Below are 21,278 nucleotides of genomic sequence, written 5' to 3' on the forward strand. Positions count from 1 at the left end.
GCCGTCGGAACCGGCGAACCGAGTCCGGAATCGCCATCCGTCAAACAAGCCCTGGCGGATCACCGGCTGAGCCCTCGGTGGCGTTGCGCCCTGCCGGGCGTGCCGTAAGGGTAGTCATCGATTGCCGGCGCGCTGACCGCGGTGAGCTTCTCCGACTCCTCGGCGGTGAGTTCGAGTTCGACCGCGCCGAGATTGTCGCGCATTTGCTCCACGGATCGCGCCCCCAGGATGACGGAGGTGACCCCGGGCTGCGCCACGAGCCACGCCAGCGCCACCTGCGAGGACGAGGCACCGTGCGCCTCGGCGATCTCCGCCACGGCGTCGACGATCTGCCAGGTGCGGGGGTCCTCGTTCCGCTGCTTCCATGCCTCCATGCCTCGCTCGGGATTCTCTCCCAGGCGTGTCGCGCCCTCAGGCCGCACATCGCGAAGGTACTTGCCGCTCAACCATCCGCCACCGAGGGGCGACCACGGAAGAAGGCCGATGCCGGCGTCCAGAGCGGCCGGAACGATCTCGTGCTCGATCCCTCGGACCAACAGGCTGTACTGGGGCTGCAATGTCACGGGAGCGCTCCAGCCGCGCCGTTCGGCGAGCATGGTCGCCTTGGTGAGTTGCCACCCGGTGAAATTGGAGAAACCGTAGTATCCGATCTTCCCCGCAGAGATGGCGTCGTCGAGGAAACTCAGGGTCTCGTCGACCGGCGTGATCGCATCCCAGGCGTGCATCTGGTACAGGTCGATGTGTTCGACGCCGAGACGGCGCAGAGACGACTCCAGGGCGGTTCGGAGGTGTCGTCGCGAGGTGCCCACCTCGTTGGGGCCGGGTCCCGTGGGAAACCGGCCCTTGGTTGCCAGCACGATCCCCGCAGCCTCGGAAGGGTGAGCGGCGAGCCAGCGACCGATGATCTCTTCGCTGCGACCCGCGCTGTAGATGTCTGCCGTGTCGATCAGGTTGCCGCCCGCGGCGACGTAGAAATCGATGATCGCGTGCGACGTGGGCTCGTCGGCCTCACTGCCGAATGTCATCGTTCCCAGCGCCTGCTCGAAGACGACGGTGCCGCTCCTGCCGAGCGTGCGATAGGGGGTCCGGGCGAGGTGTGGCGTTGTCATGCGGAGAGATGCTCCATCTGGTGTCGGCGAAGGACGAGGCGCCCGCGCAATCGTGGACGGCAGGGCGCGTCATGCGTCCGGAACGGAGGAGGACGACGGGGGAGAGCGCGAGCGGCCGCGCGAGACCGCCCGCACTTCCGCCGACACGATCTCGCTGAATCGACGGGCGTGTGATGCGCGCTCGTTCATAATGGCTTCTCCTCGATTGGCCCGTCATCGTCGACAAACCGAACGCAGCCAGATCGCAGCATAGGTCTGATGATTATACGACGTGCGCCTGAGGCTGCGCAGCTGGAGTCAGCAATATCGCCGGACGATATGCCGCCGCCCGCCGCCGTGACCCAGTTCGGCTCTTTATTTATCTGATCTCTGGGTCTTTCGCCCGCTACGCCCGTACACTGACTGCGTGGCCGCAGACAATGACGATTTCCCGACAGGTCCGGGATCGCGATCTGACCACGTGATCGACCACGTCAAACGGATGATCGCCACCGGTGAGCTCAAGGCGGGCGATCGACTGCCCATCGAGAAGGATCTGGCTGCGCAGCTCGGTGTGTCCCGGGGGTCGCTCCGAGAGGCTGTCCGGTCCCTCGCGACGCTGGGCGTTCTCGAAACGCGCCAGGGCGACGGCACGTACGTCACGCAACTCGACCCGGGATCTCTGCTGAGACCCCTGGAATTCTGGGCCGGTCTGCAGGAGGCGACGAGGTCGGTCGACATCCTCGCGGTGCGCCGCGTGCTCGAGACCGAATCTGCCGGTCTCGCGGCGGTGCGACTCAGTGATGCTGAATTGGACGAGTTGGAAAGCATTCTGGCCGAGATCGACGCCGGATTGGCGACGGGTGAACTGGGTCCCGAGTCATTCATCGACGCCGACGCGGCCTTTCACCGCCGGATCGCTCTGGCCAGCGGCAACGCCGCGCTCGCGGCTCTCATCGACAGCCTGATGACGCGTACCCTGCGCGGCCGACTCTGGCGAGCCATCACAGAACGAGACTCCGTCGGGGAGGCCCACGCCGACCACCGGGCAATTCTCGCAGCGCTCCGCACCCGCGATGCTGAACGTGCCCGCATCCGGATGGCGGCGCACCTGCTCGGCGTCGAGCTGTTCGCCGCGGAGCATCCCGTCGAGGACAGCCTTCCCCGGGCGTTCGAACCCGAATTGCCGATCTAGACCACCAAGACGTTCTCGGTGCTGCGATCGAGCCAATAGGTGCCGTGCGGGTACTGGTACTGCTCGATCGTTGTTGGATGCAACTCGGCGCTGTACCCGGGCTGTGAGGGCAGCACGTAGTGCCCGTTGAGAACCTGCACCGGGTCGACGAAGTGTTCGTGAAGGTGGTCGACGTACTCGGTGAGGCGCCGGTCGAGCGAGCCGGAAACCGCGACGTAGTCGAAGATCGAGAGGTGCTGGACGAGCTCGCACAGGCCAACGCCCCCGGCGTGCGGACACACCGGTACGCCGAACTTGTGCGCCATCAGATAGACGGAGAGGATCTCGTTCACGCTGGCAAGACGCGCCGAATCCAGCTGGCAGAAGTCGAGGGCCTCGGCTTGGAACATCTGCTTGAAGAGCACCCTGTTCATACCGTGTTCGCCGGAGGCAACCCCGATCGGTGCCACACCACGACGGATGGCCGCATGCCCGAGCACATCGTCCGGACTCGTCGGTTCTTCGATCCACAGAGGGCGGAACTCGGCCAGTGCGTTGATCCAATCGATCGCCTGCGGCACATCCCACACCTGGTTGGCGTCGATCATCAGCTCTGCGTCCCACCCGATGACCTCGCGAGCGATCCGAAGTCGGCGCCGATCCTCGTCGAGATCCTGGCCGACCTTGAGCTTGAAGTGTCGGTAGCCGTCTGCGACGGCCTCGTGCAGCAGAGCACGCAGCTTGTCGTCCGAGTATCCGAGCCATCCCGCGCTCGTCGTGTAGCACGGGTACCCGCCGCGCATCTGCAGATCACCGATACGCTGCTGCCGATGGGGTTGGCCCGCGCTCAGGATCTGGAGGGCCTCGTCGCGGGTGAGCGCATCCGACAGATAGCGCAGGTCGGCGGCATCGACAAGCTCTTCGGGGCTCATCTCGACGAGGAGCCGCCAGAGGGGTACCCCGGCGCGGCGGGCGGCCATGTCCCACACGGCGTTCATCACGGCGGCCATCGCTAGGTGCACCACGCCCTTTTCGGGCCCGAGCCAGCGCAGCTGGGAATCGGATGCCAGTTCGCGGTAGACGCCGCCCAGGTCGTCCAGGATAGCGTCGACATCTCGCCCGATGAGGGGTTGGGCTCGCTGGCGCGCGGCTTCGACACAAAGATCGTTCCCGCGACCGATCGTGAACGTGAATCCGTGTCCCGAGAGGACGCCGTCCGTCTCCAGGACGACGTAGGCGGCGGAGTAGTCGCCATCCTTGTTCATCGCGTCGGAGCCGGAGGCGTCGAGCGAGGTGGGGAAGCGCACGTCGTGTACGCGGACACCGGTGATGGTGGTCATCAATCATTCCTTCATAGATAGCCGGAGAACTTCTTCGTTCGGCTGGTGCTCCGAAATCCGCTCTCCCGATCCACATCGATCTGCAATGGATCCAACGTTCACGACAAAGATCGGATGTTTGTATCCTAGCCCGTATGCGGCCAGTACGTTCGACGAATTCCTTGCCTGGCCGTCGGATCTGGGCGATTCGGGCCGGAATAGGCCCACCGACACTCGAATACGTTTGATGAATGGCGCTAGGGTGGTTCGGGCGGGGCCAGCGGAGCGCCGAAGACAGCGACGATCGGGAGCCCGTACGATGACAGAAGTCAAAGTGGCTCTGGTGGTGCGCGGCGGCTGGGACGGGCACGAACCGGTCGAGACCACCGAGTCGGTAATGCCCTTCCTCTCGGCCCAGGGTTTCGAGATCCGCATCGAAGAAGGCACCGCGGCATATGCCGACGAGGAGTTCATGTCTTCGGTCGACCTCATCGTGCAGGTCAACACCATGAACACGATCGCCGATAAGGAACTCGCCGGGCTCACGCGGGCCGTGATCGGGGGCGCGGGACTCGCCGGTTGGCACGGCGGCATCGCAGACTCTTATCGCAACAGCGCGGACTACCTCCAGCTCATCGGCGGGCAGTTCGCGCACCACGCGGCCGTGCCGCAGGAGGAGCGCACCGGCCAGCAGTCCGATCACTACCTGGACTTCACCGTGAATATCGTCGACGCCCGCCGGGAGCATCCCATCGTCGCGGGCATCGAGGACTTCGACCTGCACACCGAGCAGTACTGGGTGCTCTCGGACGCGTACAACGACGTGCTGGCGACCACGCAAATCGTGCACCGCCCGTTCGACGCGTGGATCGAGCGTTCACGGTTCCGGTGGTGTGGACTCGGCTCTGGGGGGCCGGGCGCATCTTCGTCTGCACGGCGGGACACAAGCTCGACATTTTGAACGAACCGCCCGTTCGCACGATCGTAGAAAGAGGACTTCTATGGGCAAGCCGATGAACTCTGACGCACCTCTCCGGGTGGGGCTGGTCGGTGCCGGCTTCATCTCGCGCATGTACTTCGACACCTTCCAGCAGATCCGCGACGAGGTGCGGTTGGTGCGCGTGGCCGACGTGGATGTCGAGCGCGCGGCCGCTGCGGGAGGAGCGCAGGGAGTGCCGGGTGGAACCGTCGACGAACTCATGGCGGATCCTGATGTCGATATCGTCCTGAACCTCACCATTCCCGCGGCGCACGCGGAGGTCGCAATTCGTTCGCTGGACGCGGGCAAGCACGTCTACGGAGAGAAGCCGCTCACGGTCACGGTCGCGGAGGCGCGGACGATGCTCGATCTCGCCGATCGGCGAGGCCTCTGGGTCGGCTGCGCGCCGGACACCGTGCTCGGTACCGGCATACAGACCGCGCGCCGGGCGGTCGACGAGGGGCTCATCGGGCGCCCGATCGCGGCAACAGCGACGATGGCGATCCCGGGACACGAGGCCTGGCACCCCAACCCCGATTTCTACTACGCGCCGGGCGGGGGTCCTCTCTACGACATGGGTCCCTACTACCTCCACGCCCTCATCACGCTGCTCGGACCGGTCGCGCGCGTGTCCGCATCGGCGTCGCGTCCGCGCCAGGAACGCATGATCGCGACGGGCCCGCGCGCCGGCGAGCGAGTGCCCGTCCTCACGGACACGCACATCACGGGCCTGCTCGAACACGTCGGGGGTGCGGTGACGACCCTGACGATGAGTTTTGACACCGTGGGGACGCGCGCGGTTCCGATCGAGGTGCACGGCCTGGAAGGATCACTGCTCGTGCCCGACCCGAACGAGTTCTCGGGAACCACCTCCGTCAAGCTCCGGGGCGAAGACTGGAAGCCACTGCCCGTCTCGGCCGGCTACGAGAACAGCTCGCGCGGGTACGGTCTGCTCGACTTCAACCGCACTCCGGCAGGCGAGGTTCCGCGCGCCGACGCGGGAATCGCATTGCACGCCCTGGAGATCATGGAGACCATGATCGAATCGTCCGCGCGCGGTCGACGCCTGGACCTCGGCCCCGCGGCGGATCGGCCCCGCGCCGTCCCGCTCACATCGCTCTGAGGGATCGGACCCCGACTTTCATCGAGAGACGGGGTCCGATCCCGACGCTTGCATCAGGCCCAGCTCGCGTCGGTCTGGAAGGTGTGTCCGGGGGCGGCTTCGGACTTGATCCGCTCATCGTCCGAGCCATCCGCCGTCTACGGGAAGCGTGACGCCATTGACGTAGTCGGAAGCGCGGGATGCCAGGAAGACCGTTGCGCCGCCGATATCGGATGCTTCGCCCCAGCGCCCCGCCGGGATCCTCTCGAGGATGCTTCTCGACCGTTCGGCGTCACCGCGAAGCGGAGCGGTGTTGTCGGTGGCGATGTAGCCGGGAGCGATGGCGTTGACGTTGACGCCGTGCGGCGCCCACTCGTTCGAGAGAGCCTTCGTGAGTCCGGCGATGCCGGACTTCGCGGCCGTGTAACCGGGCACGTTGATTCCGCCCTGGAAGCTCAGCAGCGAGGCCGTGAAGATCACCTTGCCTCTGCCCCGAGCCATCATCCCGCTGGCTACGGCTTGAGCGAGGAGGAACGGGCTGCTGAGGTCCACCTCAAGGACGCGGTCCCACAGGGCTATATCGTGCTCGGCAGCGGGCTGCCGCTCGATCGTGCCGGCATTGTTCACGAGGATATCCACGTGGCGCTCGCGCAGCGCGGCGGCGAGTTCTTCGACGGCTGCTCGGTCGGCGAAGTCGCACGCCAGCGACGCAAATCCGCGACCGTGTGCTCGCACAGCGCGCGATACAGCGCTCTCGGGCGCGGCCTCGCGGCTGCTCACCGCCACGATGTCTGCTCCGGACGAAGCCAGCGCATCGGCCATGGCCAGGCCGATGCCGCGGCTGGCGCCGGTGACCACGGCGGTACGTCCTGAGAGGTCGAACAGCGCCGCGGTCATCGCTCGCCCCCCACCGCAACCAGGAGCTTCAGAGCCTGCCCGCCCTCGAGCTGCTCGAATGCCTCGCCGGTGTTCTCGAGATCCACGATCCCCGTGATGACGGCATCGGTCGGGATACTGCCCCCCGCGAGCAGGTCCACGGCGGTCTCGAAGTCCTGACGCTGGTAGACGCGGGCCCCGAGCAGTCGCAGTTCTCGCCAGAACACGCGCTGCAGATCGATCTCGCGCGGCTGAGAGTGGATCGCGACGACCACGATCGTCCCGCGGACCTTCGCCAGTGCGGTCATCCCTTTCACCGCGGCGGCAGCGCCAGAAACCTCGAAGACGACGTCGGCGCCCGCGCCCGATGTCCACCGTTCCACCCATTCGACCTGGTCGACGGCGCGGGGGTCGATGGTAGCAAACCCCAGGTCCGCGATGGATCCGCGTCGGCCTGCGTCGGGCTCGATCACGACGACCTCTGCGCCGAAGTGCCGGGCAACGCTGGCGATGAGCACGCCGATGGGGCCACCCCCGATGACGACCGCTTTGTCGCCGACCGCCAGTTCCGAGCGACGTACGTCGTGGACGGCGACAGCGACGGGCTCCACCAGGGCCGCGTCGCGCAGCGAGAGCTCGTCAGGGAGACGGACGACGGCCGAGGCGGGAACGTTCCACAATTCCTGGAGGGAACCGGGCGAGTCGATGCCGATGAAGTCGAGATTCTGGCAGATGTGTTCGTTGCCGGCGCGGCATGCGGGGCAGGTTCCGTCCCACGCGAGCGGCATCACGGTGACGCGGTCTCCCGAGACCCAGTCGTCGACGCCATCGCCGAGCGCCTCGACGACTCCGCTCATCTCGTGCCCGAAGACGAGCGGATGGGTGACGCGAGCGTCCATGTCGCCGTGGAAGATGTGCAGATCAGTTCCGCAGAGGCCTGTATAAGCGACCCGAATCTGCACCTCGCCGCCGACGGGAGCGGTTTGCTCCAGCTCGACGGGTGCGACGGTGCGGGCCGAAACATAATGGAGTGCGCGCAAGAGTCGGTTCCTCTCCAGTGAGTGACGCCGAAAGCGACGACCCTTCCATCCTAGGACAGGTTCTCCCATAGATCAGATGTATAGTCAGGCGTCACGGCGCGCGGCTCCCTCGATTGCTCACTACGAGCGGCGAGCGCGCAATATGAGTCGTGCATACATCGGATGTTATCTTCGCAGTCAAGGAGGACGAGATGCGAACCCGCGAGACGTCGAGGGTGCCGGAGCTCACCGAGATCGCTTTCGGTGGTTCGCAGATCGGCAATCTCTATCGAGAGGTCGACGACGCCTCGGCCCGAGCGGCTGTCGACGCCGCCTGGGACGCCGGGGTGCGGTACTTCGACACCGCTCCGCACTACGGATTGGGACTATCCGAGCGTCGACTCGGTGACGCCCTACGGGACCGGTCGCGCGACGAATATGTGCTGTCCACCAAAGTGGGCCGGCTCCTCGTGGAGAATCCGGATGGCGCGGGCCGACGGGATGACGGCGGGTTCGCCGTGCCCGCCACGCTCCGGCGGCACTGGGATTTCAGCCGCGACGGTGTCCTTCGATCCGTCGAGGCGAGTATTGACCGACTCGGTCTCGACCGGATCGATATCGCCTACCTCCACGACCCCGACGACCATTGGGAGGCGGCTTCGACGACCGGTGTGGGAGCGCTCGTAGAGCTGCGCGAGCAGGGCGTGCTCGGAGCGATCGGCGCGGGCATGAATCAGGTCGGTATGCTCGCCGATTTCGTCGAGCGCTGCGATATCGACGTCGTCATGGTTGCGGGCCGATACACGCTGCTCGATGACGCTGCTGCCGACCGATTGTTGCCCGCCGCCGCCGAGCGATCCGTGGCCGTCGTGGCCGCGGCCATCTACAACTCGGGGCTGCTCAGCTCGCCCCGTCCTGCCGTCGACGCAAAATACGACTACACAGCCGCTCCGCGCGACCTCATCGAGCGCGCTCACGCCATCGCAGACGTTGCCGAGCGGCACGGCGTGGATCTGCCCAGCGCAGCGATCGCCTACCCGCTTCGGCGCTCCGAGATCACCTCCGTGGTTGTCGGTCTTCGCACCGTCGCGCAGGTGGAATCGACCCTCCAGCGCTATCGCAGCCGCATACCGGAAGCCCTCTGGAACGAACTGGTTGCCGTCGGGCTCGAGCCCGCCTAGATGGCGGGAACGCCGCCATCTCGGCGGGCACGGGGGAAATATGCCCGCAGCGCTGTCTGCGCGGAGACCGCTGGCCAGGCCGTGTCGGGAACGATTCGCCGAACCCGCGCGACCCACTCCGCAAAGCTCCCGCCGACGCCAAAAGATGTGCTCACCGGCCAGTCGCTGGCGATCATGGCACGCTCGGGCCCGAAAACGTTCAACGCGTGCTCGAGGAACGCATCGACGTAACGGGTGAAGGCGGCGGAGTCCTGCGACTCGGCAGTCAGGCCTGACAGCTTGACATACGTCTGCGGGCGAGCAGCCAGGTCCGCCAGGGCGCTCGCCCACGCCGTGCCCGCCATACTCCCGATCCCCTCGTCGACCGGGGGCTTGCCGAGATGATCGAGCACGACCGTCAGTTCGGGCGCTGACTCCAGGAGGGCGGTGAGCGCGCGCACCTGACCGTGTCGAATGCACGCGTCGAACGTCAGGCCTCGAGCCGCGACAATGCGTAGTCCTTCGGCGATCGCGGAAAACCGCTCAGGGGCAGTGTCCTGCAGCAGGTGGCGAACCCCGACCACCTTTCCGATGGCGACGAGACCGTCCAGCTGGGCGATGACATCCGCCGAGGATCGTCCGAGGTCGGCCCCCGCCACGATGCCGACGAGTTCGGGCCAGTGCAGGCCCGACACCCACCGAGCCTCGGCGATCGGGTCGGCGCCGTCATCGGCCGCCTGCACAAAGATCGCTCCGGTCGACTGCCCTCCGCCACGCGAATACTCTGCCGGAAGCATGGGCCGATTCACGACCGAGCCTTCCAACCACGCATAGCTGCCCACTCGCGGGTCCCACACGTGCACGTGGGCGTCGACTAACGTCACGGAATCTCCTGGTCTCACCAATGGCCATTCTGCACCCAGCCGCGCGCTGCACAGACAATCGGGGGGCGAAGCATGCGCCTCACCCCCCGATCAGTGTGTGCGGTCAGAGCGCCGCGTCGTACGCCGCCTGCCAGATCTCGAGGTAGCGGTCGACACCCAGCCCCTGGAGGCCTTCCAGGTAACTGTTCCACTCGCCGTCGTTGTTCGGGTCACGTACCCCGGTCACGAACTCGGCGGTCGATGTCGCGACGTTGCTCTCGATGTTGGTCGTCAGAGTGGACAGCTCGCTTCCTTCCTCGACCGGCACCCAGAGGTCCCAATACGGGAAGATCGCGTCGGATTCCTTGCCTTCATAGAGTTCGGTCGCCTCGAAGAGTCGACGCTCGAAGCCGGGCTGTGTGTTGATGTCGAGCGGCGCCACTTGCGCGTTGCGGAATTCCGCCGTCTCGAACACCTGGGCCATCGGACCCCAGCTGCCGTTGTAGTCGGCTTCGTTCTCCTCGTCGACCAGGATGTCGAAGAAGGTCGCCTCGAGATCCTGGTCGAGTGCGATCTCTCCCTCCTCAGCAGCGCGCCAGCCGATGTCCTCTACGCCGAACTCGCCTCGCATGTGCCCTTCTTCCGTGAAGAGGTAGTCCATCATCTCCATGATGATCCTCTGCTCGGTCTCGTCGGCGGCTTTCGTGACGACGAAGGTGGCACCGGGGGCGCTCGGCAGCTGGTACGTGGCGTGCGGACCGTCGGGGCCCTCGAGCGGCGGGATGGGGAAGTACTGGTTGTCGCGACCGTCCTCCTGGCCGATGCTGACGAACAGTCCGGAGTGGATGACTGTGCCGCCGCCGACGATCACTGCGTCGGCGTTGTTGCCCGTGCCCTGCATCGCGTCGTCACCCTGCGAGAATGCGGCGGAATCGATGAGCCCCGCCTCCCACAGCTTGTTCAGGAACTTCAGCCCCTCGCGCCAACCGTCCTGCATCGTCTGCATCTGCACCGTGTCGCCGTCGAGTCCCAGTGAGACCGGCTGCCCATTTGCATTGGCTCCGGTGTTGAAGGAGTTCGAGATGAACGCGTTCATGATGTACGGCACGACCGACCACTGCGAGCTGCCGGTGATCGGGATTTCGTCCGCGACTCCATTGCCGTTGGGGTCCTGCGTCTTGAAGGCCATCATGACGTCGAAGAACTCGTCGGGCGTTGTCGGCGCCTCGAGTCCGAGAGCGTCCAGCCACTCCATGTTGATCCAGAACTTGTACGGGTAGGAGCAGTGGAAGCAGTCATTCCACTGCGGCAGACCCCAGATCGTGCCATCGGGTGCTGTGGCGAGCGTCTCGAAGCCGGGCTCGGCGGCGAGCGCGTCGGCGATATTCGGCGCGTACTCGTCGATGAGGTCGTTGAGGGGCAGGATGACGCCTTGGTCGCCGTAGCGCTGCAGCTCTGCCTTGTTGAACTGTGATGCCCACGGGACGAGCATGTATGCCTCGGGCAAGTCGCCGCCGGCCAACGAGATCTGGCGTGCCTCGTTCGCCGCGCCCGACTCATAGCCGGTCGTTTCGAACTGGATGTCGACGTCGAACTTCTCCTCCATGAGGAGGGTGAAGGAGTTCGTGTTGAGATCCATCTGGCCACCCTGCTCGCCGAAGATGGTGATGACCTCCTGGTCGTCTTCCCCTCCGGGGGTGCAGGCGACGAGTCCGGCGGCTAGGGCCGTGACTGCGGCGATGCCGACGACCGAGCGACGGGTGATTCGCATCTTGTCGGACGTGTGTTGTCTAGACAATGTCTTACCTCTCTGTGATTGCTAAGGGCGTGCTGTGGGACGAATGACACGGCGCGGGGCGCGGCGCGTCACACCAGCATCGACGGCTTGGTGACGATGAAGATGATGATGAACGAGCATGTGAGCGGGCCGATGAACCCCGCGAGGGAGAGCGGTGCCATCGCAGCCGTCTCGCCGAATTCGCACCTGGATCTGCGCGATTCCAGTCGTGATCGGACGTCGTACGCAATCCCCAGCAGCACATCATCCGAACTCTCCCTTCTGCAACGTTGCAGATATTCCATCACCGTAAACGTCTGATCATTCCGTGTCAATATGTCTTGCGCAGTCCCCACTACTCGCCGCAGCATGCCCCATGTGTGCTCCTCCTAGGCGTTGCAGTACTGTAAACATCGGATGATCTCGATGAGGGCATTGGTGCCCGTATCGCGCGACACAGAGACTTGAGGACGCAAGATGACCAACACCCCTGAGTGGAACGACCCTGCCGTGTACGAATGGGGGACCGAGCCCGCTCACGCCTCGCTCATGCCCTACGAAACGCACGAGCAAGCCCTACGCGCCGATCGCCTCGATTCGCCGTTTCGCCTGAGCCTCGATGGCGAGTGGAAGTTCCGTTGGTCGGAGAACCCGGCGGCGAGGATGCTCGAGTTCGCCGGCGACGGCGTCGATGACTCGGATTGGGATACGATCCCCGTCCCATCCTCCTGGCAGTTGCACGGCTACGACTTCCCCATCGGGACGAATACCGTCCTGCCGTGGACCGGGGCCAACGGAAACAACGAACAGCCGCAGCCCACCGGCGACTACCCGCACGCCCCGACCTCGTACAATCCGGTCGGCCAGTACCGCACGGCCTTCGAGCTGCCAGAGGGGTGGGCGCCGCGTCGCACTTTCATTCAGTTCGCTGGCGTGGAATCCGCCTACTACGTCTGGATCAACGGTCACAAGATCGGGTACCGCGAAGACAGCTACACATCGGGCGAATTCGACATCACCGCCCACCTTCGTCCCGGACGCAACGTGCTCGCGGTCGAGGTATACCGCTGGAGCACAGGTTCGTATCTCGAGAACCAGGACAACGTGCGGCTCTCTGGCATCTTCCGCAGCGTCTCGCTGATCTCCCGATCGCCGGTGCTGATTCGCGACTTCACCGTCCGCACTCACTTGGACGACGAATTCGTCGACGCCGTACTCGAGGTCGCCGCAGACGTCCGCGACTACGCCGGTGAGAGCACCGGGCTCACCTACAGCGTCCGGGGCCGACTCTTCGACGCAACAGCGACCGAGGCCCCCGAGGTGTGGGCGGGAGCCGCGAGTGTGCATCTGGCCGCTCCGGGTGCCGATGCGACTGTCGGACTCTCGACGCCCGTGCGGCAGCCGCGGCTGTGGTCTGCCGAACACCCAACCCTCTACACCGTCGTCCTCGAGTTGTGCGACGAGGCTGGATCGGTTGTCGAACGGGTTTCCACACGCGTCGGCTTCCGGCGTGTCGAGGTCGTCGACGGCGTCCTGCTCCTCAACGGTCAACCGCTGTCACTCCGAGGTGTGAACCGTCACGAGTGGAGCCCGCGGACCGGACGCACGCTCAGCCGCGAGGACATGATCGCCGACATCCGGCTTATGAAGCAGTCGAACATCAACGCCGTCCGCACCTCGCACTATCCGAATGACCCCCGTTGGTACGAGCTCGCCGACTCGTATGGACTGTACATATTCGACGAGGCGAACAACGAAACCCACATCAACCGCATCGATGAGGACGGCAAGCCCAACATCCCCGGCGATCGTCCAGAACTACGCGACCCGCTGGTGTGGCGGATGCAGAACGTGGTCGATCGTGACAAGAACCACGCGTGCGTCATTGCCTGGTCGATCGGCAACGAGTCCGGCGTGGGATCCAACCTCCAGGCCATGTACGACTGGGCTAAGGAACACGATCCGACCCGCCCCGTCTGCTACCAGGATTCAACCGGCTCCGGTTCACGCATCGTTCCGACGGAACTCTCCGACTTCGACGGAGACTTCTACCCGCCCGTCGCCGAAATGGTCGCGCGAGCGGAGCGCGACCCTAGGCCGTATGTGCTCATCGAGTACGCATTCGCCCAGGGAAACTCCTCCGGTTATCTCGATGAGTACTGGGCAACCATACGAGAAAACCCGAGGCTGATGCCAGGCGGGTTCCTCTGGGACTGGGCCGACAAGGGCCTGTGGTGGAAGGTTCCCGGACGGCCCGGTGAGGAGTTCCTCGCCTACGGCGGCGATTGGGGCGATGACCCCACCGATGAGAGCGCGCACATGAGTGGCCTGGTGCTTGCCGACCGAACATCGACACCGAAGCTGGAAGAGGCCAAGCTCGCCCACCAACCCGTCAGCATCGCCCTCGTCGATCCGGACACCTTCACCGCACGGCTCACGAACGAGTACCTGTTCACGAGCTTGGACGGCCACAGACTGGAATGGGCGATCACCGAGGACGGAATCGCGATCACCAGCGGATCCGTCCCCGGCGATCAGCTCTCGATAGCTCCCTTGCAGAGCGCCGACGTCACCCTTTCGGGCTCGCTGCCGGAGCAGCTCCGGGCCGGTTCCGAATACCGGCTGGAAATCTCCATCGTGCTCGACGCTCCCACCTCGTGGGCGGAAGCAGGCCACACCGTGGCCAGGGCGCAATTCGCGCTTCCCGTCGAAGCTCCCGCCCTCCCGCTCGTGCGGTCGTCGGAACTGCCCTCGCCGGAAGTCCGCCAGACCGACGAGATGATCGAAGTCTCCGGCGACGACTACGCGGTCAAGATCGACCGCTCCACCGGCCGACTCACGTCTGTGCAGTATGACGGGCGCGAAATACTGGCGAGCGACCTGATGCCGAACTACTGGCGTGCCCCGAACGATCCGGAGCTGTCGATCCCCGAATTCAGAGAGACCCTGCCGGAGCCGTCTCTCCCCTGGCGCGGTGTCGGTGAAGACTGGGCTATCAGCGGGATCGAAACGGCGTCCATTCCCGGTGGGGTCCGGGTATCCGTGCACGGAAGCGTGACCACCACGGTGCCGTTCCGTCCCAGCAACGTCATTACGACGTCGGCCCAGTCGATCGTGTACACGATCTACGGCAACGGGCAGGTGGATGTGCTGTCGACCTTCGAGCCGGTACCCGACACCCCCAACCCGCAGGTCGTGGGCACGACATTCGGGCTCCGGCCCGAGTTCGCGAACATCGAATGGTACGGCCGAGGCCCGTGGGAGTCGACAGCTGACCGTCTGAGTTCGGCCTTCTTCGGTCGCTACTCAGGATCGGTCGCGGACCAGGTCACCCCGTACAGCCGACCGCAGGAGAGCGCCAACAAGGCCGAGACCCGCTGGGCCGCTCTGACCGACGACGCTGGCAGGGGAGTGCTGCTGGTCGCTGGCGGAAGCATGTTCCTGAACGTTCAACCGAACAGTCCGGACGAACTGGCCGGGCACGGCCACTGGCACGAGGTGCCTGAATCGTGGCGGACCGTCGTGCGGGTGGATGCTGCGCAGGAGGGCATGCAGGGGGGCAACTGGGACGTGCTGAAGCGTCCGGAGAAATACAGCAACACTCCGGCCAAGGGGCCGTACAGCATCCACTACCGCGTCCTGCCCCTTCTCGAAGGGCAGGATCCTGCGGCTGTGGCGAGGCAGTACGTGGAGGCCGTGGAGGAGTCGTGACTCGCGCTGAGGGCCGCCGGAGCCCGATGAACAGCCAGAGTTTGTTCGGGCCAACGGGCATCTCCGTTTCTGAGCTGTGCGACACCACGGAACTCGCCGTGGAGCCGACCGGCCGGGACGCTGCGTGCGCACGCGTCACAGTCACCAACAGCGGCGCTGTCGCGGGCAAGCACGTCGTGCAGGTCTACATGTCTACGGTCGCGGGTCCTGTGCGGCGACCTCTCCGCGAACTGCGCGGATTCACGAAGGTCAGTCTGGTGCCCGGCAAGACCCGCACCGTGACGGTCCATCTCGATCGTCGAGCCTTCGCCTACCGGGACATCGAGCTAGGTCGTTGGGTTGCGCCCTCCGGCGCATACAGAGTTCGAGTATGTGCAGACGCGTCGACGGTTCTGACCGAACGGGCGATCAATCTCGCAGGCGACTCGGTCATCCGTGAACTGAGCATGGAGTCCACGGTGGGGCGTTGGAGCAGCTCATCGATCTGAGCAAGACGACTGCGCCGGCGCTGTGAGAACTGTGATGCGCGACGACGATACCGGTCGGGACGCATCACCGTCGATTGCGCCCGTGTCTCACGTCACCGATGTCGTCCGACATGTCATCGACGAGACGGTCGACCGCAGTGTCGTGACGCGGTGTCTGCTCGGGCTCTTATTGACGGCGACCGTCGCGCATACGGCAATGGGCCACGCCACAGCCGCCCATGAGTCCCTGACGCGGAGGGGAAAGTCAGCAGCGCGCAGCTGTGTCAGGCGCGCAGGACGCGCTCAAGCCATCGGGCCCGAGCGTCTCGAGCGTCTCGAGAGAGTGGGGCGTCAGGAGCCAGGGCATCGAAGCCGTGCACTCCGCCGGGCCAGACGTGTAGCTCAGCGTCCCCTCCAGCTGCCCAGATTCGTGCCGCGTAGGCGACATCCTCGTCGCGGAACGTTTCCGCGGATCCTACGTCGATGTAGGTGGGCGGGAGCCCTGACAGATCGGTAGCCCGTCCAGGGGATGCGTAGATGGGGACGTCCTCGCGTGGCATGTCACCGAGGTACGCGGCCCAGCCGGTTGCGTTCGCCGTCCGGTCCCACGCGCCGCTGCCGACCATCTGATGTCCGGAGGCGGAGTCGTTCCGGTCATCGAGCATCGGACAGATGAGCATCTGACCGAGGAGATCCGGACCTTGGCGGTCCCGGGACAGCAGGGCTGTTGCGGCGGCGAGGCCACCACCAGCACTGACACCATCGATGATGATCCGCGTGGGATCGAGCCCGAGTGCTGCAGCGTTGGCCGCAACCCACTCCAGTCCGGCGTACACGTCCTCAACGGCAGCGGGATACCGGTTCTCAGGGGCAAGACGGTATTCGACCGCGACGATTGCCGCGCCGACCCGTGCCGCGAGCGGCGCAAGCGCTGGGAGGACGTCGGTGGCTGCGCCCAGCACCATTCCGCCGCCATGCACGTGGTAAATGACTGGAGCCGATACAGCGTTGGTTGGCCGGAGGACGATGAGCTCCAGCTCGTTGCCTTCCGGGCCAGGTGCTTGATGACGGCTCAGGTCGAGCAGGCCATCGAGTGTGAGAGCTGCCTCCGTGTGCACGACTGCCAGCGCGCGCAGGGCGGGCACCTCTTCGTGCGACATCGTCGTCACAATGTCGGATCGCGTCGCGACCGCGTGTGCGATGTCGCGGTCCAGGGGTGGCCGGCGAATCTCACCGACGGAAGGTGGGCGGGACCCTTTGGGTGCGTGCGACACTCGGTCTCCTGGACATGATGGTGCTAAATCGGGTTAGCAGTCATGTTCAACCAGCCGGGGGCCGGATGTCAAGCCAGGCATGACGCGTGCGTGCGGCCAACGACTATTGCTGGACTCGAACCGAGTTGCGCAGTCGAACCGGTAAGTGAAGTCGCTCCAGGACGGGGTCCTCGGGTCGGGCGTCATCAAGCAGAATCTCGATGGCTCGCAGCCCCAGCTCATGATGTGGGATCGCGAAGGTCGTGAGCCCGGGGTGAAGCCAGCTGGCGAGTTGGTGGTCGTCGAAGGAGACGACCGAGAAGTCGTCTGGGACGGCAAGACCGTTCTCGGAAATGGCCTGGTAGGCGCCGAACGCCAACCGGTCATTGAAGGTGATCAGCGCTCCGCGCCTCACTCCCGAGGAGATGAGCTCTGAGGTTGCTCTCCAGCCGTCCAGCGGGAGCCAGATGGCAGATCTGTGTGCGCTGGCTGGTGACAGCCCCTCTGCGGCGAGTTCCTCGAGGATGCCCGCCAGGCGCTCCCGACCGGCGATCGTGTCCGGCGCCACGTCGCTGATGGCGGGCCCTGCGCCGATGAGGTGGATCTCGCGATGGCCCGCATCAAGCAGGAGCCGAACCGCTTCGCGCCCCGCGCTGAACTCATCTGGGATGACCGCGGAAGCCATCTGGCCGTCTGCGCTGGGCACGGTGTTGAGCAAGACGACTCGCTTGTCGGCGAGAGACTTGGGCAGCGTGCGTTCCCTCGTGAACATGGACGCGATGACCAAGCCATCGACCTGACGATCGAGCATCGCCTCCGCAAGGAGAGCCTGTTGTTGGTCATCGCCTTCGGACTCGCCGATGAACAGCATGTATCCGTGTCGGCGGGCACCCTCGAGTGCGCCCTTGATCATGTCGCCGGCCAGCTGAGACGTCGCGACCGTGTCCGAGATGAACCCGATCGTGCGGCTTGTGCCGCTGCGAAGGCTTGCGGAGACCATATTGGGTCGGTAGCCCAGTTCCGATGCGACGCGTCGCACGCGTTCCTGGGACGCCTCCGAGATTCTCAGCTCCGTCCCGCGGTCGGAGAGGACGAGCGACGCGGTGGTTCGAGAGACACCTGCGGCTTCGGCGACGTCGGCGAGCGTCACGCGTCTGGTGCTCACGGTGACCTCCTTCCCGTGATACTAGCGACGAGAGCGGGACCGCCATCTATTCGTTATCCGGATCAGTTGACAACAACCTCGAAAATGGCGCATCATGACCATGCTAACCCGATTTAGCATGCGCCATCTGCACCGGCTGTCGCATCAATCACTGCGGTCTTGAAAGGAGACACAGGTGTCTCACATGCAAAAGTCCCTTCGCCCGCTTGTCTTGCTTGGTGCGGCTACTGCCGTGCTCGGTCTGGCGGCGTGTGCCCCTCCCGGCGGATCACCGGCCCCGGCATCCTCCAACGGCTCGAGTAGCGGGGAGGCCGCATCCTGTGGTGACGAGGACGTGGTTCTCAGCGGCTACTTCGAGACCGGATTCCCCCTTCCCACGGCGCTGACTGAAGAGTTCACGAAGCAGTACCCGAACGTGACGTTCGACATTCGCGAAGACCAGTTCGCGGTCATCACGCAGAACGCACCCCGCGTCCTGCAGGACTCGCCGCCGGACCTGATGCGCCTGCCTCAGATGTCGGAGCTGGCTACCGACGGTCTGCTCCTCGACCTCGACCCGTACGCCGAGAGCTTCGGCTGGACGGACTGGCCGCCGTCGCAGCTGTCGCAGCTGCGCGTTGACGACGAGGGCCGCCGCGGGTCCGGACCGCTGTTCGCGCAGGGGCTCAACTACTCGATGACTGGCGTGTTTTACAACAAGGAGCTTGCCGAGCAGATCGGAATGGACGGGGCCCCCAAGACCCTCGACGAGTTCGACGCGGTCCTTCAGGCAGCAAAGGACGCCGGCATCGTTCCGATTGCCCAGTTCAACGGCGGCGCCACCGGCGGCCTCGCGTTCCCGTTGCAGGGCCTGATGGCCTCGTACGGCGACCCGGAGGCCATCAACGAGTGGATCTTCCAGCAGCCCGATGCCACAATCGACACCCCGGAGAACCTCGCTGCCGCAGAGCACCTGCAGAAGTGGATCGACGCGGGATACTTCGCGTCGGACATCAACTCGATGGACTACGCACAGATGATGAGCCGATTCATCGGCGGAGAGTCGCTGTTCATGTTCAACGGCGACTGGGAGTCGGGCAACCTCGATAAGCAGATGCCGGGCAACGCAGGCTTCTTCCTCGTGCCGCCGCTCGAGGAGGGCGGCCAGATCGGCGCGATGTCGGCGCCGCTCACGTTCGGCGTCGCGGCCGCGGCGGAGAACCCGGACTGTGCGGCCTTCTTCCTCGACTGGACGGCGACCAACGATGACGCTCGCGCGCTGACCGTCGAGGTCGGCGGCTCGCACCCGATGGGGCCGGCTGACGCGTTCATGCCGGAAATCGAACCGGGCTCCACGACGGAGGCCACGTTGGCTGCTGGCGCGACGATGAGCGAGGCGAACGGTGCGATGGACTTCATCGCCAATGCCACCGGCGCGATCTACGCGCAGAGCTGGACGCCCAACCTCCAGAAGATGGTCGCGGGAGAGCAGACGCCTGCTGGCCTGCTCGAGTCGGTGCAGGCTGACTACGAGAGCCAGGTCGGGGACTAACCTCAATGGCCGAAGTTCGGACAGCTGCTGCGCCGGTGCAACCCACCGGCGCAGCAGCGCTCAATAGCAACACTCTTCGTCGTCGGCGCCGGATTCGCCACGTCCGTATCCTCAGCGCGTACGGACTCGTCCTTCCCGCCGCCGGCTTCTACATCTTCTTCGTTGTTCGACCCATCATCCTGTCCGCGCAGTTCTCGTTCTACAAGTGGAACGGCATCGGTCTGGCTGAGTGGGTCGGGATCGACAATTATCTCGAGGTATTCAACAACCCCAAGCTCGTCGGCTCGATCCTCAACGCGTTCGAGCTGATTGTCTACTTCAGCTTCATCCCGGTGGCTATCGCTCTGCTTGCCGCCAACCTCATTCGCGCGATTGCGACCAGCAAGCTCGCAGGTGTGTCACGGACAGTGCTCTTCCTTCCGCAGGTGATCCCGCTGGTCGCAGCCGGAATCATGTGGAGCTGGCAGCTGTCCGTCGACGGCCTCGTCAACCAGTTCCTCCGGGTCATTGGTCTAGGGAGCATCACGCGTGCGTGGCTTGGAGACTTCAATACCGCGCTGCCCGCCGTCGGCGTAATCGGCGCGTGGGTCCTTGTCGGCCTCTGCCTCGTGCTCATTCTCGCCGGCATGACGAAGATCGATCCGGCGCTGTATGAAGCAGCTCGGATCGATGGCGCGGGAGCGATTCGTGAGTTCTTCGCCATCACTCTGCCGGGAGTCCGTCAGGAAGTAGCTGTCTGCGTGACCGTCACGGTGATTGCAGCGCTGGCGAGCTTCGACATCATCTACATCTCGACCCAGGGGGGCCCAGGTGACAGCACCTTGGTTCCGGGACTCCAGATCTTCTACCTGGCGTTCTATCAGAGGGAGATCGGCACAGCATCTGCGTTCGCGATCGTGCTCATGGCCCTTGTGCTTGTCGTGGTTCTTCCCCTTCAGCGAATCCTTCGAGGCAAAGAATCGTGATTGTCCACGCCCGTGAAAAATGGGCCGGCCGTGTCGTGCTGGTTGTCCTGATGCTCGTCACGATCCTCCCGTTCGTCAGCCTGTTTGTGACGGCCCTCCACGAACCCGGTACCTATCCGCGCGGACTGGAATGGCCGGAAACCCCCCATTGGGGCAACTTCGTTCTCGCGTTCCAGTCCGCGAACATGCCAGCGCTGCTCGCATCGAGCTTCCTCATCGAGCTGGGTGTGGTGCCCATCGCTGTCCTCATCGCAACATTGGCGGGGTTCGCGCTCGGCCACTTGAAGCCCTGGGGTAGCGGCGCCGTCTTCATCTTCTTCCTGCTCGGACTGACGCTGCCGTTCGAGGGCATCATCACTCCGCTGTATTTCCAGGTACGGGAGCTCGGCCTGCTCAACACGCGGTGGGCCATCATCCTCCCGCTCATCGGCTTGTTCATGCCGTTCGCCGTGACGTGGATGCGTGCCCATTTCGTCACCATGCCGCAGGACCTGTCGGAGGCGGCGCGGGTGGATGGAGCGACGACGTGGCAGCTGTTCTGGCGGATTCACGTGCCCCTGTCAGTGCCGGCGATCTCGTCCCTGGCGATCCTCCTTTTCCTGTGGACGTGGAATCAGTTCCTCCTCGCGATTGTGCTTGTCAATGATCCCGAAAAGCGGACGATGGCTGGAGCCCTCGGGGCGTTCCAGGGTCGGTACGGGACGGACATTCCGTTGCTCTGTGCAGGGTCGCTGCTCATCCTGACCCCCACCCTCATCATCTTCCTGATCTTCCAGCGTCAATTCGTCTCCGCGCTGATGCAGGGGTCGCTCAAGGGCTAGGGGTGGAG

Annotated in this window: 16 protein-coding genes and 1 pseudogene; 9 read left to right on the top strand and 8 right to left on the bottom strand. The window is 65.0% G+C overall.

Annotated elements, in window-relative coordinates; all coding sequences use genetic code 11:
• Positions 1 to 59 precede the first annotated feature (59 nt).
• Positions 60 to 1,109: an aldo/keto reductase gene (locus tag ACLKM7_RS08120; protein WP_436446642.1), complete on the bottom strand. Its 1,050-nt coding sequence runs from the start codon at positions 1,107 to 1,109 to the stop codon at positions 60 to 62.
• A gap of 406 nt (positions 1,110 to 1,515) precedes the next feature.
• Between ACLKM7_RS08120 and ACLKM7_RS08125 the strand changes: the two genes are divergently transcribed.
• The gene (locus ACLKM7_RS08125) at positions 1,516 to 2,283 is read left to right on the top strand and encodes a FadR/GntR family transcriptional regulator (RefSeq protein ID WP_436446643.1); all 768 of its coding nucleotides are present in this window, start codon (positions 1,516 to 1,518) and stop codon (positions 2,281 to 2,283) included.
• Here the strand turns inward: ACLKM7_RS08125 and ACLKM7_RS08130 are convergent.
• Positions 2,280 to 3,602, bottom strand: a complete 1,323-nt coding sequence (locus tag ACLKM7_RS08130) for an enolase C-terminal domain-like protein (protein WP_436446644.1) — start codon at positions 3,600 to 3,602, stop codon at positions 2,280 to 2,282. The two genes, ACLKM7_RS08125 and ACLKM7_RS08130, sit on opposite strands and share 4 nt — an antisense overlap.
• 298 nt (positions 3,603 to 3,900) lie before the next feature.
• Here ACLKM7_RS08130 and ACLKM7_RS08135 point away from each other — a divergent pair.
• Positions 3,901 to 4,598: pseudogene (locus ACLKM7_RS08135) on the top strand (ThuA domain-containing protein).
• A complete protein-coding gene (locus ACLKM7_RS08140) occupies positions 4,595 to 5,683 on the top strand; it encodes a Gfo/Idh/MocA family protein (RefSeq protein ID WP_436446645.1) in 1,089 nt (362 codons plus the stop codon). Before ACLKM7_RS08135 ends, ACLKM7_RS08140 begins: the two are co-directional and overlap by 4 nt.
• 114 nt (positions 5,684 to 5,797) lie before the next feature.
• Here the strand turns inward: ACLKM7_RS08140 and ACLKM7_RS08145 are convergent, their stop codons facing one another.
• Positions 5,798 to 6,559 (bottom strand): SDR family oxidoreductase, encoded by a 762-nt coding sequence (locus ACLKM7_RS08145; RefSeq protein ID WP_436446646.1) that lies wholly within the window; start codon positions 6,557 to 6,559, stop codon positions 5,798 to 5,800.
• A complete protein-coding gene (locus ACLKM7_RS08150) occupies positions 6,556 to 7,578 on the bottom strand; it encodes a zinc-dependent alcohol dehydrogenase (protein ID WP_436446647.1) in 1,023 nt (340 codons plus the stop codon). Before ACLKM7_RS08150 ends, ACLKM7_RS08145 begins: the two co-directional genes overlap by 4 nt.
• Before the next feature lie 191 nt (positions 7,579 to 7,769).
• On the opposite strand from ACLKM7_RS08150, the gene ACLKM7_RS08155 reads away from it, so the two are divergent.
• Positions 7,770 to 8,738: an aldo/keto reductase gene (locus ACLKM7_RS08155; protein WP_436446648.1), complete on the top strand. Its 969-nt coding sequence runs from the start codon at positions 7,770 to 7,772 to the stop codon at positions 8,736 to 8,738.
• Here the strand turns inward: ACLKM7_RS08155 and ACLKM7_RS08160 are convergent.
• On the bottom strand, positions 8,735 to 9,601 hold the full coding sequence (locus ACLKM7_RS08160) for an amidohydrolase family protein (RefSeq protein ID WP_436446649.1): 867 nt from the start codon (positions 9,599 to 9,601) through the stop codon (positions 8,735 to 8,737). The genes ACLKM7_RS08155 and ACLKM7_RS08160 overlap by 4 nt on opposite strands.
• A 103-nt stretch (positions 9,602 to 9,704) precedes the next feature.
• Positions 9,705 to 11,351, bottom strand: a complete 1,647-nt coding sequence (locus ACLKM7_RS08165) for an ABC transporter substrate-binding protein (protein ID WP_436446650.1) — start codon at positions 11,349 to 11,351, stop codon at positions 9,705 to 9,707.
• Positions 11,352 to 11,834: 483 nt separating this feature from the next.
• Between ACLKM7_RS08165 and ACLKM7_RS08170 the strand changes: the two genes are divergently transcribed.
• Both ACLKM7_RS08170 and ACLKM7_RS08175 read left to right on the top strand, forming a co-directional pair.
• On the top strand, positions 11,835 to 15,068 hold the full coding sequence (locus ACLKM7_RS08170; protein ID WP_436446651.1) for a glycoside hydrolase family 2 TIM barrel-domain containing protein: 3,234 nt from the start codon (positions 11,835 to 11,837) through the stop codon (positions 15,066 to 15,068).
• A gap of 26 nt (positions 15,069 to 15,094) precedes the next feature.
• On the top strand, positions 15,095 to 15,556 hold the full coding sequence (locus ACLKM7_RS08175) for a fibronectin type III-like domain-contianing protein (protein WP_436446652.1): 462 nt from the start codon (positions 15,095 to 15,097) through the stop codon (positions 15,554 to 15,556).
• A 263-nt stretch (positions 15,557 to 15,819) separates the two neighbouring features.
• On the opposite strand, the gene ACLKM7_RS08180 is transcribed toward ACLKM7_RS08175, so the two are convergent.
• Positions 15,820 to 16,695: an alpha/beta hydrolase gene (locus ACLKM7_RS08180; RefSeq protein ID WP_436446653.1), complete on the bottom strand. Its 876-nt coding sequence runs from the start codon at positions 16,693 to 16,695 to the stop codon at positions 15,820 to 15,822.
• Positions 16,696 to 16,912: 217 nt separating this feature from the next.
• Entirely contained in the window at positions 16,913 to 17,938 is a 1,026-nt protein-coding gene (locus ACLKM7_RS08185; RefSeq protein ID WP_436446654.1) for a LacI family DNA-binding transcriptional regulator, read from the bottom strand.
• 349 nt (positions 17,939 to 18,287) lie between these two features.
• Between ACLKM7_RS08185 and ACLKM7_RS08190 the strand changes: the two genes are divergently transcribed.
• From ACLKM7_RS08190 to ACLKM7_RS08200, 3 genes are read left to right on the top strand one after another with little or no spacing between them, the layout of a single operon-like run.
• Positions 18,288 to 19,484 (top strand): ABC transporter substrate-binding protein, encoded by a 1,197-nt coding sequence (locus ACLKM7_RS08190; protein ID WP_436446655.1) that lies wholly within the window; start codon positions 18,288 to 18,290, stop codon positions 19,482 to 19,484.
• Positions 19,485 to 19,489: 5 nt separating this feature from the next.
• The gene (locus ACLKM7_RS08195; RefSeq protein ID WP_436446656.1) at positions 19,490 to 20,449 is read left to right on the top strand and encodes a carbohydrate ABC transporter permease; all 960 of its coding nucleotides are present in this window, start codon (positions 19,490 to 19,492) and stop codon (positions 20,447 to 20,449) included.
• On the top strand, positions 20,446 to 21,270 hold the full coding sequence (locus tag ACLKM7_RS08200; RefSeq protein WP_436446657.1) for a carbohydrate ABC transporter permease: 825 nt from the start codon (positions 20,446 to 20,448) through the stop codon (positions 21,268 to 21,270). Before ACLKM7_RS08195 ends, ACLKM7_RS08200 begins: the two co-directional genes overlap by 4 nt.
• Positions 21,271 to 21,278 lie beyond the last annotated feature (8 nt).

It is taken from the genome of Microbacterium sp. I2 (assembly GCF_051364985.1).
Classification (GTDB): domain Bacteria; phylum Actinomycetota; class Actinomycetes; order Actinomycetales; family Microbacteriaceae; genus Microbacterium.

Bases quoted from the DNA above. Each gene is read 5' to 3' on its own strand.
- ACLKM7_RS08140 (WP_436446645.1), top strand. From the start codon at position 4,595: ATGAACTCTGACGCACCTCTCCGGGTGGGGCTGGTCGGTGCCGGCTTC.
- ACLKM7_RS08180 (WP_436446653.1), bottom strand. From the start codon at position 16,695: ATGTCGCACGAAGAGGTGCCCGCCCTGCGCGCGCTGGCAGTCGTGCAC.
- ACLKM7_RS08170 (WP_436446651.1), top strand. From the start codon at position 11,835: ATGACCAACACCCCTGAGTGGAACGACCCTGCCGTGTACGAATGGGGG.
- ACLKM7_RS08145 (WP_436446646.1), bottom strand. From the start codon at position 6,559: ATGACCGCGGCGCTGTTCGACCTCTCAGGACGTACCGCCGTGGTCACC.
- ACLKM7_RS08195 (WP_436446656.1), top strand. From the start codon at position 19,490: ATGGCCGAAGTTCGGACAGCTGCTGCGCCGGTGCAACCCACCGGCGCA.
- ACLKM7_RS08175 (WP_436446652.1), top strand. From the start codon at position 15,095: ATGAACAGCCAGAGTTTGTTCGGGCCAACGGGCATCTCCGTTTCTGAG.
- ACLKM7_RS08155 (WP_436446648.1), top strand. From the start codon at position 7,770: ATGCGAACCCGCGAGACGTCGAGGGTGCCGGAGCTCACCGAGATCGCT.
- ACLKM7_RS08130 (WP_436446644.1), bottom strand. From the start codon at position 3,602: ATGACCACCATCACCGGTGTCCGCGTACACGACGTGCGCTTCCCCACC.
- ACLKM7_RS08120 (WP_436446642.1), bottom strand. From the start codon at position 1,109: ATGACAACGCCACACCTCGCCCGGACCCCCTATCGCACGCTCGGCAGG.
- ACLKM7_RS08165 (WP_436446650.1), bottom strand. From the start codon at position 11,351: ATGCGAATCACCCGTCGCTCGGTCGTCGGCATCGCCGCAGTCACGGCC.